Here is a 16,218-nt window from a genome sequence, read left to right as displayed (position 1 = left end):
GACAATTTCCCGCTTTGCTTTGAGTTAGAGGTGAAAGGAGGCGGAGCCTATGGAGATACAGCCGCTGCGCGCGGGCGGCGAGCTCAGCGAAATCATAGACCGCTATCAAAGCCAGGTCTACGGCCTGGCCCTGGCCAAAACCGGCTCCCGGAGCGACGCAGAGGACGTGTTTCAGGAGGTCTTCCTGGCCTACTTCCAGTCCGGGAAGGTTTTTGGGGAGGAGGAGCACCGCAAGGCCTGGCTGCTGCGCACCACTATCAACCTGTGCCGGCGGGTAACCCAGTCCTCCTGGCGGAAGAAGACCGTCCCCCTCACCGGCGATGCGGACACGCCCGTCCCCTTCCGGGAGCCGGAGGAAAACCAGGTGTGGCAGGCCCTCACCCAGCTGGAGGAGACCTACCGCCTGCCCATCTACCTTTTCTACTTCCAGGAGCTGTCCACCCAGGAGATTGCCCGGGTGCTGTCCATCCGCCCGGGTGCGGTGCGCATGCGCCTGTCCCGTGGCCGGGAGCAGCTCCGGGGCCTGCTGAAAGGAGATTATTTTGATGAATAAGGAGCTTTTTTCCTCCATGCAGCGCCAGCTCACCCCAAGCCCCCAGGCCCGGGCGGAGCTGGAGGAGCGGCTGACAGGAGTGTCCCCCAAAAAGCGTCCCGCCTTCCGCTGGCAATACGGAGCTGCGGCCGCCTGCCTGCTGCTGGCCGTGGCCGCCGTCCCCCTCTGGCGGCAATTTAACCCCAACCTCCACACCGTTGTGCAGGGACAGGGGAACACCGCGCAAGGCTATCAGGAGGACAGCGTCGCCATCACAGAAGGCGCGGATGCCCTGCCCAAGCTCAATTTCTGGGTCACCGCCCCGCCCTCGGAAGGCAGTGCCCACAGCTACGCCGCTGGCGAGGGAGTAAACCGGGAGGTCACCCAAGCCGACCTGGAGACCCTGCTGGGCGGCTCTATCCCCGAGGCGCTGGCCTGGGAGGGATTTTCTGAGCTCTCCGGCATGCTGGCCTTCGGCCCTCCGAAGGGGGCGTCGCAGGCCGCCCAGCGCCCCCTGGACGAGCTGTTCTACGGCCACTTCTATGCCAGCTGCGACTGGGGGGACCTGACCCTGATGGTGGGTGGACTGGGCACCACCGTCTCCCCCGACGCCATTGGCCGTCCGGAGGACTACCCCGGAGACGCCTATACCCAGATTGACGGCGTGGAGATCCGGGCCGCCCGGTTTACCGACTGGGACGGCACGGCCTACGGTGAGGTGTCCTTCACCCTGGACAGCGGATACAGCGTCTTTTACTCCGTGAGCACCCCAACCGCAGAGCAGACCGAGGAGCTGCTCTCCCGGCTGGTGCAGGTGGCGGTGGTGGAGGACAGCCTATATCCCCAGGCCCTCTCCCCCGAGCCTGACGATTATGGGTCCAGTTCTGCCGGGACGGGTGAAGCTTTCGCTCCCGAGCCCCTGGCCGGGGTGTCCGGCTGGCAGAGCCAGCCCTGGTTCGGCGGGTACTACTACGACAACGCCGCCGGACGGTATGTGATTGTCACCGTGGAAGGTAAGGCGGTACCGGAGCTGGACTTTGGAGACGCCGCCTTTGTCACCGGCACTTACTCCTATGCCCATCTCAGCGGGCTCATGGACCAGCTTAATGAACTGGCCACAGCCGACCCGGAGTGCGGGGCTGTGATGGCCGTCTGGGCCCTCAATGAGATAGATAACCGCATCGACCTGACCATTACCGCGGAAAATCCCCACCTGCTGGCTATTCTGGCGGAGCTGGACCCGGCAGGGGACGCCATTCTGGTCGTTCTGGGCGAGCGGGTCTCCACGGACGCTGAGGAAGATATCGCCACCTACGATGTGTTCACCGGCGAGGAGTCCGTGAGCAGCACATCAAACCATCCCCAGCCAGTCGGGCAGTCCGTTGAGGAGCCCATCGCTGTGGAGCCTGTGGCCCCGGAGCCGTCCACTCCTGCTGCCGCCCATGTTCCCGAGTTTCCTGTCTCGGATTGAGCCCCACTCCCATGCCGGGGAGCGGGACGGCCTCCCTTGACAATTTTCTCCATCCGGGCTACCATAGGTCCATCCAAATTCACTTAAAGGAGGGTGCTGTCTTATGGACGCCCAGACCTGTATTCTCACCCGGCGCAGCGTACGCAAGTTCACCCAGGAGCCGGTGGACCACGCCCTGCTGGAGCAAGTAATTTCCCTTGCCGCCTACGCTCCCAGCTGGAAAAACACCCAGATTAGCCGCTATATCGCCATTGAGGACCCCGCCGTGCAGCAGGCCATCATCGACCGCTTCTGTCTGCCCGGCTCCAACAATCCTGCCATCATTGCCAGCGCCCCCCTGCTGGTGGCTCAGACCTTTGTGAAGGCCCGCTGCGGCTTTGAGCGGGACGGCACCTACACCACCGACCGGGGCGAGGGCTGGCAGTACTATGACTGCGGCATCGCCGCCCAGACCTTCTGTCTGGCCGCCCACGATCTGGGACTGGGCACCGTCATCATGGGCGTCTTTGACCGGAAGGGTCTGGAGGAGTACCTGCAGTTGCCCGAAGGGCAGGAGCTGATGGCTCTCATCGCGGTGGGACATCCCGATCCCTCGGTCACCCTCACCGCCCCCAAGCGCAAGGAGACGGATGTGCTTCTCTCCTGGCGTTAAATGCTCTCATAATAGAAAAAAACACGCGCCCCACGGCGCGTGTTTTTTATTCCACTATGATGGGGTTCAAATGCGGTTGACACCGGTGTCCCGGGCAGCCTGGGCCACGGCGGCAGCCACGGCGGGACCCACCCGCTTGTCGAAGGCCTGGGGAATGATGTAATCCTCGCTGAGTTCCTCGTCGGAGATCAGCTCGGCCAGAGCCCGGGCGGCGGCCATCTTCATCTCCTCATTGATGTCGCTGGCACGCACATCGAAGGCGCCCCGGAACACGCCCGGGAAGGCCAGCACGTTGTTGATCTGGTTGGGGTAGTCGCTGCGGCCGGTGGACACCACACGGGCACCGCCTGCCTTGGCGTCGTCGGGGAAGATCTCGGGGGTGGGGTTGGCGCAGGCAAAGACGATGGCGTCCTTATTCATGGTCTTCACCATATCCGTGGTGACCGTGCCGGGGGCGGACACGCCGATAAACACATCGGCGCCCACCAGCATATCGGCCAGAGAGCCCGCCTTCTTCTCCAGGTTGGTGACCTGAGCCATCTCCTCCTTGATCCAGTTCAGGCCCTCCCGGCCGGCATAGATGGCGCCCTTCCGATCACACATGGTGATGTGCTTGTAGCCGGCGGACAGCAGCAGCTTCACAATGGAGATGGCGGCAGCGCCGGCGCCGGAGGTCACCACCTTGACCTCCTCCTTCTTCTTCCCTACCACCTTCAAAGCGTTGGTCAGGCCTGCCAGGGTGATGATGGCGGTTCCGTGCTGGTCATCATGGAAGATGGGGATGTCGCACTTCTCCTTCAGCTTGCGCTCAATCTCAAAACATCGGGGGGCGGCAATGTCCTCCAGGTTGATGCCCCCGAAGGAGCCGGAGATGTTGTAAACCGTCTGGACAAACTCGTCCACGTCCTTGGTCTTCACGCACAGAGGGAAGGCGTCCACGCCGCCGAAGGCCTTGAAGAGCACGCACTTGCCCTCCATGACCGGCATACCGGCCTCCGGTCCGATATCGCCCAGACCCAGCACGGCGGATCCATCCGTAATGACGGCACAGAGGTTGTGCCGCCGGGTCAGCTCATAGCTCTTTTCCGGGTCCTCCTGGATGGCCAGGCAGGGCTGAGCCACGCCCGGCGTATAGGCCAGGGACAGGGCGTCCTTGCTGTCGGCGGGCACGGTGGCAACCACCTCAATTTTTCCCTTCCACTCCCCGTGGAGCCGAAGGCTCTCTTTTGCGTAATCCATCAATACAACCTCGCTTTCTTTCTGTTGGCCTGACACGCGCAACATTTCGTTCCCATTATAATATGGACCGGCCCAGGCCGCAAGACTTCCGTCCAACAAAGCGTGAAATCTTTCCCGTCTCTGCACGCCCTGTATTTGCGGCCAAATCTTGTGCAGTTTCGACAATTTTCTTCCGTTCTATGTTGACTTATCTTCCGCTTCCTGCTAAAATATTGGCTATTCCGCTCGACTTGGGGCAAGGTAAAGGAATGAATCACGCAGGAGGTCTGTTTTTATGGAACACCACCACCATCACCGCGGCCAGTGGGGCAGCAACCTTGGCTTCTTAATGGCCACCGTAGGCGCCGCAGTGGGCTTGGGCAACATCTGGGCCTTTCCCAACAAAATGGGAAAAAACGGCGGCTTCGCCTTTCTGGTTATTTACCTCATTTTAGCCGCTACCATTGGCTTTGTCATCATGCTCTCTGAGCTGGCCATTGGCCGCAAGGTTGGTCGGAGTGTTCTGGTCAGCTACCAGAGTGTCTGCGGCCGCTGGGGCACCTTCATCGGATGGCTGGCCATGCTCTCCCCCTTCCTGATCCTCAGCTTCTACACCGTGCTGGGCGGCTACTGCGTGCAGTACATGGTACTCAATTTCTCGGAGCTGGTGGGACTGACGCAGATTTCCCATCTCTCCGGTGCTGAGTCCTTCCAGGATATGCTCACCAACCAGCCTGTCTCCATTCTCTTCACCTTCCTCTTCATTGCCGCCTGCTACTTTATCATCCGGGGCGGCATCAAGGACGGCATTGAGCGCTTCAACAAGGTTGGAATGCCCGCGCTGTTTATTATGCTGGTCATTGTCATCCTCCGTTCGGTCACCCTGCCCGGAGCCGTGGAGGGACTGAAGTTCATGTTCGCTCCCAACTTCGCCCCGCTCAAGGAGAACTTCCTCAGCGTGCTCTCCGCTGCCGGCGGGCAGATGTTCTTCTCCCTCTCCCTGGCCATGGGCATCACCGTCACCTACGGCTCCTACCTGAGCAAGAAGGAGAGCCTCATTAAAAACTCGGTCCTCGTCATTGTCTCCGACACCCTGGTGGCCATCATGGCCGGCGTGGCCGTTCTCCCCGCCTCCTTCGCTCTGGGCGGTTCCGGCGCGGAGCTGTCCGGCCCCAAGCTGCTGTTCATCACCCTCCAGGATGTGTTCAACGCCATGGGCCCCCTGGGACCGCTGTTCGGCATCCTCTTCTATCTGCTGGTCTCCCTGGCCGCCATTACCTCGGCCATTGCTCTGGTGGAGGTGCTGGTCACCTTCTTCCTGGATCGGGCCGCCATCAAGGGCCGCCACGGCAGCCGGGGCAAAATTGTGGGCCTGGTGTGTCTGGCGGTCATGGTGGAAGCCACTCTGGTGGCGGCAGACGGCCTGGGCTCCAACGGCCTGTGGATTCCCTTCCACGAGGCCGGGCTGAGCCTCTCCTCTTCCTGGCTGGACTTCATGGACTTCATCTCCGAGGGCGTGGCCATGCCCCTGGGTGCCCTTATTATGTCCATTCTGGTGGGCTGGGTCATCGGCCCCAAGCTGGTCCGTGAGGAGGTCTGTGTGGAGGGCAACCGCTTCGGCAACCGGCTCTTCGCCTTCTACTCCTTCTGCATCCGCTTCGTGGCCCCCGCCGGAATGCTGATGATTCTCCTGGGACAGCTGGCCACCTTCTTTACCCCCGTGTGACACCTGACACAACAAAATCCCCGGACCTTCTGGTCCGGGGATTTTTTCGTCTTCTATTCAGCCAGCGGAGCAAAGTAGGCCACCAGCAGGTCCACACAGGCCCCGTAGGACCGCATACCCAGTTCCTGACCGTTTCCTTTCAGGAAAGAGTCATAGGCCTGTTCTGCCGCATCTTCCACCGGGGACTCCAGCGCGTCCCAGTAGGCGTTGTTGTCGTTCCAGTCCGTGGCCAGCTCAGGGCTAAAGCACTCCTGCACGATGGTCTGCCAGGCCTGGGCATCCACCGGATAGAGGGCGTTGCACAGCTGAATGAGCCCCATGAGGTAGCCGGAATACTGAAAGACCACATTGTCGCTGGTGACACAGGCGGCAATGCCCACGAAGTTGGCCTCCAGCTCAGAGGCCACCATACGCTGGTGGGCCATCTCATGGGCGATGGTAGCCGGAACGAGACAGGCGGGGGCATCCACGTTCACATTGGCCTCTCCGGTAAAAGGAAAGTAGATGCCGGTAAAGCCCAGAATGCTCTGAAGCCGGGAAAACACCAATGGTTTGGCGCGGACAGCCGTTATATCAAGGCAAGGAAATTCCCTTGACAAGTTTTCATATACCTCCGGTCCCGCCGCAAAGCAGTCCGCCAGGTCCTCGTTGAAGTGTCCCTCGCCGTCCCGGGCCACCTGGTCGGACAGGGCGGCCGCCTGCCGGGCAAAATAAGCCGTGACGGAAGCCAGCTCATCCACCGAATAGGGCGACGTCTCCAGCCCGGCGCGCTGGGCAAAGGTATCGCCGTAATAGGCCCCGTTCCAGAGCCAGCACAGGCCGCACCACAGCCAGAGCCAGGCGGAGGCAAGGGCCAGCGCCCGGCGCAGCGTCCGCCGCCCGCTCCGCCGGCGGATTCCATCCACCGCGGTCCATATAATCCACACCACGCTGCCCGCCAGGAACAGGGCGGTCAGTACCTCCGCCACCGAAAAGGGCAGCAGCGACCAAAAACGCCCCAGCGCCTGTTCCAGCGGGGCCATCACCCCAAACACCCAGCCGTTGATCCAAGCTTGGTTTTGGATCACCAGGTAAAAGAGGCCCACCAGCACTAGCGGAAGCAGCAGCGCTGCCAGCAGCCCCGGCCCAATCAGTCGTTCCTTCTTTGTCTTCATGGTTTGCTCCTGTTTCACTGTGGTCTCTGCCGCCCTCACAGCCGAACCGGCCCGGTGGTCCACTCCCGTCCCGGGGTCTGGATGGCCTCCAGGCAGAGGTCGTACAGGTCGGTACACCGGGCCTCCAGCTCAAAGAGCTGCCGCCCCACCGGATCCAGCCGGTGGGCGTGGGCCGGCTTGGTCAGAACCGGAAGGCTGGCCCGCTCCCGCATCTCCCGCAAAAGGGCCTGTCCCCTGCTGTTAAACCCCAGCACCCGCACATAGGGCGGGCTGTATGGCAGGTCCTCCCGCCGGATGCCCAACAGCGCCCACAGGGCCAGCCTCCGCAGGCGGGCGTGGGAGTAGCGCTTGGTCTTGGCCAGGGAGAAAAACTCCTCCATGGAGCGGGCCTGGCGCCCCGCCGTCACCAGCCGCCGGGGCAGACCCTCCGACGCTCCGCTGTCCGGCAGAGCCGCCCAGTCCTCCCCCTCCATGGTACGCACCTTTGCCAGCATGGCCCGTTCCAGGTGGGACAGGCTGGGAAATCCATCCCAGGATTCCTTCAGCACCTCCACCGTCCCCGGCATGAGATAGGGGCGGGCCAGTCCCCACCGCTCTTCCTTTAAAAAGGCCCGAAGCTGGGTGGCGGAGAGGAAACGGGACCGCGCCCCTTCCTGCCGCAGGCTTCCGTGGGGATCGCCCTCCCGCTGGACGGTGACCGGGCGGATATGGCTTCCCAGTGCCCGAAGAGCCCGGATATACTCCACCCCCAGGTTGTTATTGGGGGTGGACAGGAGTTCCGCCGTCTCCTCCCCCAGGAGCACCCCCACCGCCTCCTGCCGGGCGGCGGCAAAGGAGCGCCCCTCCGCCAGACAGCGGGCCAGCTCCCAGCGGTAGGCCGGGCTGTCCAGGCACTCGGCATTTTGAATCAGGGGTGGGATCTGGCCGCACTCGCTGCCGAAGGACAGCACGTCCACCACGCCGCAGCCCTCCAGGATGGCCACCGCTCCCCGTGCAAAGGCCTCCGCCGAGGCGGTAGCCCACACCGTTGGCAGCTCCAGCACCAAATCCACGCCGCTCATCAGGGCCAGACGGGTCCGCACCCACTTGTCTGCCACGGCGCAGTCGGCTTGCTGGACCCAGTTTCCGCTCATCACCGCCACTACTGCCGACTCCCAGCCCACCATCCGGCGGGTCTGTGTCAGCTGGTAGGCGTGCCCGGTGTGAAAGGGATTATATTCCGCTACAATTCCTGCAACTGCCACGGGTTCTCCTCCTGCTCCAAAATTTTTCAAAAAACCGGTTGTCCTTCCCCGGGAAAAGGATTAGAATAGTACCATACATGGGTGCTGTTTTATTGTAATGCATCCCGGAACGCAAGGCAACCAAAACCTTGTAAATCTGATTTGTGAAGGAGTTCGATTCCCATGAATATTCTGGTTATCAACGCCGGCAGCTCTTCTCTGAAGTACCAGCTGCTCAATCCTGACACCCAGGAAGTGCTGGCAAAGGGTCTGTGCGAGCGTATTGGCATTGACGGCAAGTTTACCTACAAGCCCACCGGCAAGGACCCCATCAAGGCTGCCGACGTGGCCATGCCCACCCACTCCGAGGCCATCCAGGCTGTTCTGAACGCTCTGGTGGATCCCGAGAAGGGCGTGATCGGCTCCATGAAGGAGATCGACGCGGTGGGTCACCGTGTGGTGCACGGCGGCGAGAAGTTTGCCAAGTCCGTGCTCATCACCGATGAGGTGATGGCCACCATCGAGGAGTGCAATCCCCTGGCTCCTCTGCACAACCCCGCCAACATCATCGGCATCAAGGCCTGCCAGGCGCTCATGCCCGACACCCCCATGGTGGCCGTGTTCGACACCGCCTTCCATCAGACCATGCCCCCCGTGGCCTATACCTACGCTCTGCCCTACGAGTACTACAAGGAGGACAAGGTGCGCCGCTACGGCTTCCACGGCACCTCCCACAAGTATGTCTCCCAGCGGGCCGCCGCCATGCTGGGCAAGCCCATTGAGGAGTTGAAGATCATCTCCTGCCACCTGGGCAACGGCTCCTCCATCACCGCCATTGACGGCGGCAAGAGCGTGGACACCTCCATGGGCTTCACTCCCCTGGCCGGTCTGCCCATGGGCACCCGCTGCGGCGACATCGACGCCGGCATTCTGGAGTACCTGATGCACAAGCACGGCTGGAACATTGACGAGGCTCTGAATGTGCTCAACAAGAAGTCCGGCGTGCTGGGCATCTCCGGTGTGTCCTCCGACTTCCGTGATCTGGAGGATGCCGCCCCCAAGGGCAACGTTCAGGCTCAGCTGGCTCTGGATGTGTTCTGCTACAGCGTGAAGAAGTACATTGGCGCCTATGCTGCCGCTATGGGCGGCGTGGATGCCATCATCTTCACCGCCGGTGTAGGCGAGAACGGCCCCGAGACCCGTGCAGACAGCGTGTCCGGCCTGGAGTACATGGGCGTGAAGCTGGACCCTGAGAAGAACAAGGTCCGCGGCCAGGAGATGGACGTCTCCGCCGACGACGCCAAGGTGCGTGTGCTGGTCATTCCCACCAACGAGGAACTGATGATCGCTGTGGACACCGCCGCCATCGTCAAGGGCTGATTGCCTGCTGACCAAGCGCAACGAAAAAAGAAAAAGAAGAGGTGCGGGACCTTTGGTCCCGCACCTCTTTTCTGTTCTGCACTGCTATTTTTACATCTGTACCCGGTGGAAGACCTTCTTGCCCTTCTTCACCATCAGACCGTCACCCGCCAGGTCGGCGGCCGTGTAGCTGACGGTGGCGGCAGGCACCTTCTCACCGTTGACTTCCACACCGCCCTGTTCCACCAGACGGCGGGCCTCCTTCTTGGAGGGGGCCAGCTTACAGGCCACCATCAGGTCCAGAATGCCGATGGATCCATCGGTGAGGTTCTCCTCGGTCAGCTTGGTGGCAGGCACGTTGGACATATCGCCGCCGCCCACAAAGAGAGCCTTGGCGGCATCCTGTGCCTTCTTGGCCTCCTCCTCGCCGTGGACCAGCTTGGTCAGTTCAAAGGCCAGAATCTCCTTGGCGGTGTTCAGCTGGCTGCCCTCCCACTTGTCCATCTCATCAATCTGCTCCAGAGGCAGGAAGGTGAGCATGCGCAGGCACTTGAGCACATCGTCATCGCCCACGTTGCGCCAGTACTGATAGAACTCATAGGGGCTGGTCTTGTTGGGGTCCAGCCACACAGCACCCTTGGCGGTTTTACCCATCTTCTTGCCCTCGGAGTTCAGCAGCAGGGTGATGGTCATGGCGTGGGCGTCCTTGCCCAGCTTGCGGCGGATGAGCTCGGTGCCGCCCAGCATGTTGGACCACTGGTCGTCGCCGCCGAACTGCATGTTGCAGCCGTAGTGCTGGAACAGGTAGTAGAAGTCGTAGGACTGCATGATCATATAGTTGAACTCCAGGAAGGAGAGGCCCTTCTCCATGCGCTGCTCGTAGCACTTGGCCCGGAGCATGTTGTTGACGCTGAAGCAGGCGCCCACATCCCGCAGCACTTCGATATAATTGAGCTTCATCAGCCAGTCGGCGTTGTTGAGCATCATGGCCTTGCCCTCGCCGAACTCAATGAAGCGCTCCATCTGCTTTTTGAAGCAATCGCAGTTGTGCTGGATGGTCTCCACGGTCATCATGGAGCGCATGTCAGTACGGCCGGAGGGGTCGCCCACCATGCCGGTGCCGCCGCCGATGAGGGCGATGGGCCGGTTGCCCGCCATCTGCAGGCGCTTCATCAGGCACAGGGCCATGAAATGGCCCACGTGGAGGGAGTCGGCGGTGGGGTCAAAGCCGATATAAAAGACCGCCTTTCCCTCGTTGATCATCTTGGAGATTTCCTCCTCGTTGGTCACCTGGGCGATAAGGCCCCGGGCCTTCAGTTCCTCGTAACAGGTCATGTTCATTACTCCTTCTATTTTATCATCTTGCTTGTTTATGCTTCTGTTATGTCCTCAGGCCGGGCTTTTCTCCTCATGGACCCGAACCCGCAGTACATTGTAGGTCACTACGCCGCCAATCACAATGGCCGCACCCACCAGGGCAAACCGTCCCACCGTTTCCCCATAAAATACTGCCACCAGAATGGGGTTGAGCACCGGCTCAATGCCGGAAACCAGACTGGCCGTCACCGGCGGAGTGGTTTTCAGGCCCATACACAGGAAGATATAGGCCAGTGCCACCTGGAACGTACCCAAAACAACCAGACTAACCAGCGCCTCTGGTGGAAACTCTGTCTCTCCGAGCAGGAATGGCAGGCCAGCCAGAGCGGAAATCACGTCTCCCCAGAAGACCGATGAAATCGGATCGCCCTCTGGCATCTCGTTCAAGCAGAACACACCCGCATAAGAAATTCCGGAAATCAAGGCCAGGACGTTCCCCAACTGCCCTCCCATCTCCAGACTGTCCACAAAGAAGAACAAAATCCCGCCGAATACCACCGCGCAGGTGATTACATCCAGCTTTTGGGGACGACGCCGGAACAAAACCAATGAGAACAGCATCACAAACACCGGTGCGGTAAACTGCAGCACGATGGTGTTTGCTGCCGTAGTCAGCTTATTGGCCACAGAAAACAGAGCGTTTGTCCCAAATACCAGCACCGCCCCGAGAAAAACCCATCGGTTCATTTTCAGCGGATGTCGGGCCAGGGCCAGATAGGCGCCTATGACCACCACCGCGATCGCCGTTCGGCCGCCGTTGATGGACATGCCGTTCCAGGGAATCACTTTGATGCACAATCCGCCGATGCTGTAAAGCACCGCCGCGGCAAAGACAAACAGCGTTCCTCGCTTCTCCGCCATCATAAAATGCTCCCTCACTTTCCGGAATGAAAAAGCCCTCTGTCCCCAATCAGGGACAGAGGGCATAAAATGCGGTACCACCTCTGGCTTACCCTTGCCTCGCGGCAAAGGCCTCACGGAGTTCTGGACTCCTGCGCGGTAACGGGCGCGCCCGACCATTCCCTACTGCGCCATGCGGCGGTTGGGGCGGCTGCTCCAAGGTGTATTCGCCGGGCTCCCTCTCCCCCATTTCACCGTTCTGGGGGCTCTCTGGGCAGGGCGTGGTCCGGTTACTGCTCCTTTTCCTCGCAGTGTCCCAACACTATCACAAATTTTTCTCTTTGTCAATCCCATCCGGAAAAGCAGCTGCACTCTCTTCCAGGAGCAGGCGCTTAACCTCCTCCTTGCTCAGCACCCGACCGGAAGAAACCACCTTCTCTCCCACCACCAGCGCCGGAGTACGCATCACGCCGTAAGCGGCGATCACGCCAAAATCGGTCACATGTTCCACAGCAGGATTCATTCCCAGCTCCTTCAATGCCTCCACAGCGGCCCGCTCCAGGCTCTGACACTTGGCGCAACCACTGCCCAGGACCTTAACCGTTCCGGCCTCCATACCGCCGGAGCAGACCTTGGGCTCCGTCCCCTCTGCTCCAATTACTTCTGCGTTCTTCTTTTTCCCAAACAGTCCCATTTCCGTTTCCTCCTTTTTAAACCACCAGCCATGGCTGGATGAAATTGAACAGATAGCCCACCAGGATAATTCCAACCGTACAGATGCCCACAAAAGCCGCCAGAAGACGGGGCTTAAGTGCCTTGCGCAGCATAATCATGGAGGGCAGGCTCAGGGTGGTCACCGCCATCATGAAGGCCAAAATAGCGCCCAGCTGCGCCCCCTTGGCCAGCAGCGCCTCAGCCACAGGGATGGTGCCGAAAATATCTGCATAAACCGGCACACCGATGAGGGTAGCCAGCACCACACCCAAGGGGTTTCCGCTGCCCAGCACCGCCTCAACCCAACTCTGGGGAATCCAGTTGTGAATCAGCGCTCCGATGCCTACCCCCACCAAAATATAGGGAAACACCTGCCGGAAGGTGGCTCCGGTCTGCTCCCTGGCCAGGCCCAGCCGGGCCCGCACGCTCAGGGCCTCCGGCTTCTGCTCGGCTCCGCAGCCCTGGCAGACAAAGTCCTCCACATAGTTCTCCATTTTCATACGCTCCAGAAGTGTACCGCCAACTACCGCCACGCAAAGTCCCACAACCACATAGAGGACCGCGACCCGGGCACCGAACACACTGGTCAAAAGCACAAGGCTGGCCAAATCCACCATGGGCGAAGAGATTAAAAAGGAAAAAGTGACGCCCAGAGGAAGCCCCGCGCTGCTGAAGCCAATGAACAGCGGAATAGAGGAACAGGAGCAAAAGGGTGTGACCGTCCCCAGCAACGCCGCAATCAAATTAGCTCCAATGCCGTGAAACCGCCCCAGTATACTCCGGCTCCGCTCCGGCGGGAAATAGCTCTGGATATAGGAAATCACAAAAATCATAACGCACAGCAGCACCGTGATTTTAATGACATCGTACAGAAAAAATTGCAGGCTCCCACCCAGACGAGCAGAAACATCCACACCCAGCCCAGAGAGCAGCGCACCGATGGCCTCATTGAGCCACTTCATTCCCAGGACCTGTTCCTGAAGAACCGTTCCTATCCACTGAATTCCATTCATGTTCTTCCCTCTCTCATATCAAAATTTTTTGATGTTTTGAGCAGAGAAAAGACCATCGTTCCGATGGTCTTTTCCGCCGCCTCAATCTACATTCTGTGTATTTGGCGTGGTCAACCGCAGCAGAAGTGCCGCAGCCTCTTTGCCCCCTGTGGGACTCAGCCAGTAATAGGTCCACTTTCCCTCCTGCCGGCTGAGCACAATCCCCGACTGGCACAGAATTTTCATGTGGTACGAGACCGCCGACTGCCCCATATCCAGCCGCTCCATCAGGACGCAGGCACACTTCTCCCCCTCCCGCAGCAGCTGGAGGATGGCCAGACGCTTGGGATCACACAGGGCTTTGAATACCTTGGCCTGCTGCTGGTAGACGCTGTCCATGTTCGCACCTCAAATCAACTTTTTTTGATATGATATATATAGCAGAACCTTTTTGGTTTGTCAAGGGGAACCGGGCATAAAAATGTGCCGCTGCGGGAAAACCGCAGCGGCACAGAGAGATTGGCTTTTTGTCAAAGGTCCTGTCTGATCAGGCCTTATTGTCGCAGCCCAGCACGTCGATGATCTTGTGCTTGACCAGCTCCTTGATGTTGGCGCGGGCGGGCTTGAGATACTCACGAGGATCGAACTTGTCGGGATGCTCGTTGAAGAACTGACGGATGGTGCCGGTCATGGCCAGACGCAGATCGGAGTCAATGTTGATCTTACAAACAGCCATGGAAGCGGCCTTACGCAGCTGCTCCTCGGGGATGCCGACAGCGTCGGGCATCTTGCCGCCGTTGTCGTTGATCATCTTTACATACTCCTGGGGCACGGAAGAGGAGCCGTGGAGCACGATGGGGAAGCCGGGCAGACGCTTGGAGACCTCCTCCAGCACGTCGAAGCGCAGGGGCGGGGGAACCAGGATGCCCTTCTCATTGCGGGTGCACTGGTCGGCAGTGAACTTGTAGGCGCCGTGGCTGGTGCCGATGGCGATGGCCAGGGAGTCACAGCCAGTCTTGGAGACGAACTCCTCCACCTCTTCGGGGCGGGTATAGGAAGCGGCGTGAGCGGCCACCTTAACGTCATCCTCGATGCCGGCCAGAGTGCCCAGCTCAGCCTCAACCACCACGCCGTGGTCGTGAGCGTACTCCACAACCTTCTTGGTGATCTCGATGTTCTCCTCGAAGGGCTTGGAGGAAGCGTCAATCATGACGGAGGTGAAGCCGCCGTCGATGCAGCTCTTGCAGGTCTCAAAGTCGGGGCCGTGGTCCAGGTGCAGAGCGATGGGGATGTTGGGGCACTCGATGACAGCAGCCTCCACCAGCTTCACCAGATAGGTGTGGTTGGCATAGGCGCGGGCACCCTTGGAAACCTGGAGGATCAGGGGAGCGTTGACCTCGCGGGCAGCCTCGGTGATGCCCTGGACGATCTCCATATTGTTGACATTGAAGGCGCCGATGGCGTAACCGCCGTCATAGGCCTTCTTAAACATCTCAGTAGTAGTGACCAATGGCATAATTACCATCTCCTTTTCTTATTTGGCGGTTCTTATTGTACCATTAACAATTGATAAATACAAGTGTTTATGTTATCATTTACTGGAGAAAATCCGTGTTAAATCTATTTTTGCCATTTGATAACAAATTAAGGAGGACGCAAACATGGAGAAATTGACGGGAGCGTGCATTATTGGCCAGTCCGGAGGCCCCACTTCGGTCATTAACGCCAGCGCTCAGGGTGTAATTCAGACCGCTTTGAAGGCTGACTGCATTACCCGGGTACTGGGCGCTGCCCACGGCATCAAGGGTGTTCTGGATGACAAGCTCTACGACATGGGTCAGGAGGATCCCGCTGAGCTGGATCTGCTGAAGTTCACCCCCTCTTCCGCTCTGGGTTCCTGCCGCTACAAGCTGGCCGACCCCGACAAGGACGACACCGATTACAAGCGCATCCTGGAGATTTTCAAGAAGTACAACGTACGCTACTTCTTCTACAACGGCGGCAACGACTCCATGGACACCTGCAACAAGATCTCCAAGTATATGCAGAAGGTGGGCTATGAGTGCCGCATCATGGGCGTGCCCAAGACCATCGACAACGACCTGAACGGCACCGACCACTGCCCCGGCTTCGCTTCCGCCGCCAAGTATATCGCCACCTCCTGCGCCGAGGTGTGGCAGGACGCCCACGTCTATGACACCGGCATGGTCACCGTCATTGAGATCATGGGCCGTCACGCCGGCTGGCTGGCCGGCTCCGCTGCCCTGGCTTCCCTCACCGGCTGCGGCCCTGACCTGGTGTACCTGCCCGAGACCGACTTCGACATGGACCAGTTCGTGAATGACGTCACCGCTATCTACAACAAGACCGGCAAGTGCATGGTGGCCGTGTCCGAGGGCATTCACTATGCTGACGGCCGCTTCGTCTCCGAGGCTGAGACCTCCGCCACCGACGGCTTCGGTCACGCCCAGCTGGGCGGTCTGGCTGTCAAGCTGGCCGACATCATCAAGCAGAAGACCGGCGCCAAGGTCCGCGGCATCGAGCTGTCCCTGCTGCAGCGCTGCGCTTCCCACTGCGCCTCCAAGACCGACGTGGAGGAGGCCTGGCAGGCTGGCGCCGCTGCCGTTGAGGCCGCTGTGTCCGGCATCACCGACAAGATGGTGGCCTTCAAGTGCACCCGCGAGGGCGGCTACAAGTGCGAGACCTCTCTGGAGCCCCTGGACATCGTGGCCAACTTCGAGAAGAAGGTGCCCCGTGAGTGGATCAACGAGGCCGGCAACGGCATCGAGCAGCCCTTCATCGACTACGTGCTGCCCCTCATCCAGGGCGAGGCCAATGCTCCCAAGGAGAACTCCCTGCCCCGCTTTGCCCGCCTGAAGAAGGTTCTCACCACTGAGATGTAATTCTTCCTCTTCTTCCTCAAACATGCAGCCCCCGGAAGCATAACGCTTCCGGGGGCT

15 protein-coding genes are annotated in these 16,218 nt (G+C 60.2%); 6 read left to right on the top strand and 9 right to left on the bottom strand.

The genetic code is table 11. From position 1 onward, the window contains the following. Positions 1 to 49 precede the first annotated feature (49 nt). From AC3YUO_RS07525 to AC3YUO_RS07515, 3 genes are all read left to right on the top strand, one after another. Positions 50 to 553: an RNA polymerase sigma factor gene (locus AC3YUO_RS07525; protein WP_489962413.1), complete on the top strand. Its 504-nt coding sequence runs from the start codon at positions 50 to 52 to the stop codon at positions 551 to 553. Beyond that, positions 546 to 2,003, top strand: coding sequence for a hypothetical protein (locus AC3YUO_RS07520; RefSeq protein WP_489962412.1), 1,458 nt, complete (start codon positions 546 to 548; stop codon positions 2,001 to 2,003). Before AC3YUO_RS07525 ends, AC3YUO_RS07520 begins: the two co-directional genes overlap by 8 nt. A gap of 103 nt (positions 2,004 to 2,106) precedes the next feature. After that, entirely contained in the window at positions 2,107 to 2,655 is a 549-nt protein-coding gene (locus tag AC3YUO_RS07515; protein WP_489962411.1) for a nitroreductase family protein, read from the top strand. Positions 2,656 to 2,721: 66 nt separating this feature from the next. On the opposite strand, the gene AC3YUO_RS07510 is transcribed toward AC3YUO_RS07515, so the two are convergent. After that, positions 2,722 to 3,894 (bottom strand): NAD(P)-dependent malic enzyme, encoded by a 1,173-nt coding sequence (locus AC3YUO_RS07510; RefSeq protein WP_489962410.1) that lies wholly within the window; start codon positions 3,892 to 3,894, stop codon positions 2,722 to 2,724. A 274-nt stretch (positions 3,895 to 4,168) separates the two neighbouring features. On the opposite strand from AC3YUO_RS07510, the gene AC3YUO_RS07505 reads away from it, so the two are divergent. Further along, positions 4,169 to 5,599: a sodium-dependent transporter gene (locus AC3YUO_RS07505; protein ID WP_118641462.1), complete on the top strand. Its 1,431-nt coding sequence runs from the start codon at positions 4,169 to 4,171 to the stop codon at positions 5,597 to 5,599. A gap of 53 nt (positions 5,600 to 5,652) precedes the next feature. Here AC3YUO_RS07505 and AC3YUO_RS07500 read toward each other — a convergent pair whose 3' ends face one another. Together AC3YUO_RS07500 and AC3YUO_RS07495 are read right to left on the bottom strand one after the other, a co-directional pair. After that, on the bottom strand, positions 5,653 to 6,753 hold the full coding sequence (locus AC3YUO_RS07500; protein ID WP_489962409.1) for a DUF3810 domain-containing protein: 1,101 nt from the start codon (positions 6,751 to 6,753) through the stop codon (positions 5,653 to 5,655). A gap of 35 nt (positions 6,754 to 6,788) precedes the next feature. Next, entirely contained in the window at positions 6,789 to 7,997 is a 1,209-nt protein-coding gene (locus AC3YUO_RS07495) for a tRNA(Met) cytidine acetate ligase (protein WP_489962408.1), read from the bottom strand. Between the two features lie 162 nt (positions 7,998 to 8,159). Here AC3YUO_RS07495 and AC3YUO_RS07490 point away from each other — a divergent pair, with 162 nt between their 5' ends. Next, positions 8,160 to 9,356 carry an acetate/propionate family kinase gene (locus AC3YUO_RS07490; protein WP_489962407.1) on the top strand — a complete coding sequence of 399 codons (1,197 nt, stop codon included), beginning with the start codon at positions 8,160 to 8,162 and terminating at the stop codon, positions 9,354 to 9,356. A 90-nt stretch (positions 9,357 to 9,446) separates the two neighbouring features. On the opposite strand, the gene tyrS is transcribed toward AC3YUO_RS07490, so the two are convergent. From tyrS to fba, 6 genes are all read right to left on the bottom strand, one after another. Next, positions 9,447 to 10,670 (bottom strand): tyrosine--tRNA ligase, encoded by a 1,224-nt coding sequence (gene tyrS, locus AC3YUO_RS07485; protein WP_489962406.1) that lies wholly within the window; start codon positions 10,668 to 10,670, stop codon positions 9,447 to 9,449. Positions 10,671 to 10,724: 54 nt separating this feature from the next. After that, positions 10,725 to 11,576 (bottom strand): DMT family transporter, encoded by an 852-nt coding sequence (locus AC3YUO_RS07480; RefSeq protein WP_489962405.1) that lies wholly within the window; start codon positions 11,574 to 11,576, stop codon positions 10,725 to 10,727. A 301-nt stretch (positions 11,577 to 11,877) separates the two neighbouring features. Then, positions 11,878 to 12,246, bottom strand: coding sequence for a thioredoxin family protein (locus tag AC3YUO_RS07475; RefSeq protein ID WP_489962404.1), 369 nt, complete (start codon positions 12,244 to 12,246; stop codon positions 11,878 to 11,880). Positions 12,247 to 12,262: 16 nt separating this feature from the next. Beyond that, positions 12,263 to 13,279, bottom strand: a complete 1,017-nt coding sequence (locus AC3YUO_RS07470; protein ID WP_489962403.1) for a permease — start codon at positions 13,277 to 13,279, stop codon at positions 12,263 to 12,265. Between the two features lie 81 nt (positions 13,280 to 13,360). Beyond that, complete coding sequence (locus tag AC3YUO_RS07465; protein WP_489962402.1) at positions 13,361 to 13,657, bottom strand: ArsR/SmtB family transcription factor; 297 nt, start codon at positions 13,655 to 13,657, stop codon at positions 13,361 to 13,363. Between the two features lie 148 nt (positions 13,658 to 13,805). Next, positions 13,806 to 14,774, bottom strand: a complete 969-nt coding sequence (fba, locus tag AC3YUO_RS07460; protein ID WP_489962401.1) for a class II fructose-1,6-bisphosphate aldolase — start codon at positions 14,772 to 14,774, stop codon at positions 13,806 to 13,808. A 145-nt stretch (positions 14,775 to 14,919) separates the two neighbouring features. Between fba and AC3YUO_RS07455 the strand changes: the two genes are divergently transcribed. Further along, positions 14,920 to 16,161 carry a 6-phosphofructokinase gene (locus AC3YUO_RS07455; protein WP_489962400.1) on the top strand — a complete coding sequence of 414 codons (1,242 nt, stop codon included), beginning with the start codon at positions 14,920 to 14,922 and terminating at the stop codon, positions 16,159 to 16,161. Positions 16,162 to 16,218 lie beyond the last annotated feature (57 nt).

This window comes from Pseudoflavonifractor sp. HNCC25GI2, from assembly GCF_058136395.1.
Note: the sequence above shows the minus strand (reverse complement) of the source record. Positions and strands in the feature narration are given on the sequence as shown.

Excerpts from the sequence above, each read along its gene's own strand:
- AC3YUO_RS07525 (WP_489962413.1), top strand. The coding sequence starts at position 50 with ATGGAGATACAGCCGCTGCGCGCGGGCGGCGAGCTCAGCGAAATCATA.
- AC3YUO_RS07520 (WP_489962412.1), top strand. The coding sequence starts at position 546 with ATGAATAAGGAGCTTTTTTCCTCCATGCAGCGCCAGCTCACCCCAAGC.
- AC3YUO_RS07515 (WP_489962411.1), top strand. The coding sequence starts at position 2,107 with ATGGACGCCCAGACCTGTATTCTCACCCGGCGCAGCGTACGCAAGTTC.
- AC3YUO_RS07510 (WP_489962410.1), bottom strand. The coding sequence starts at position 3,894 with ATGGATTACGCAAAAGAGAGCCTTCGGCTCCACGGGGAGTGGAAGGGA.
- AC3YUO_RS07505 (WP_118641462.1), top strand. The coding sequence starts at position 4,169 with ATGGAACACCACCACCATCACCGCGGCCAGTGGGGCAGCAACCTTGGC.
- AC3YUO_RS07500 (WP_489962409.1), bottom strand. The coding sequence starts at position 6,753 with ATGAAGACAAAGAAGGAACGACTGATTGGGCCGGGGCTGCTGGCAGCG.
- AC3YUO_RS07490 (WP_489962407.1), top strand. The coding sequence starts at position 8,160 with ATGAATATTCTGGTTATCAACGCCGGCAGCTCTTCTCTGAAGTACCAG.
- tyrS (WP_489962406.1), bottom strand. The coding sequence starts at position 10,670 with ATGACCTGTTACGAGGAACTGAAGGCCCGGGGCCTTATCGCCCAGGTG.
- AC3YUO_RS07480 (WP_489962405.1), bottom strand. The coding sequence starts at position 11,576 with ATGATGGCGGAGAAGCGAGGAACGCTGTTTGTCTTTGCCGCGGCGGTG.
- AC3YUO_RS07475 (WP_489962404.1), bottom strand. The coding sequence starts at position 12,246 with ATGGGACTGTTTGGGAAAAAGAAGAACGCAGAAGTAATTGGAGCAGAG.
- AC3YUO_RS07470 (WP_489962403.1), bottom strand. The coding sequence starts at position 13,279 with ATGAATGGAATTCAGTGGATAGGAACGGTTCTTCAGGAACAGGTCCTG.
- AC3YUO_RS07465 (WP_489962402.1), bottom strand. The coding sequence starts at position 13,657 with ATGGACAGCGTCTACCAGCAGCAGGCCAAGGTATTCAAAGCCCTGTGT.
- fba (WP_489962401.1), bottom strand. The coding sequence starts at position 14,774 with ATGCCATTGGTCACTACTACTGAGATGTTTAAGAAGGCCTATGACGGC.
- AC3YUO_RS07455 (WP_489962400.1), top strand. The coding sequence starts at position 14,920 with ATGGAGAAATTGACGGGAGCGTGCATTATTGGCCAGTCCGGAGGCCCC.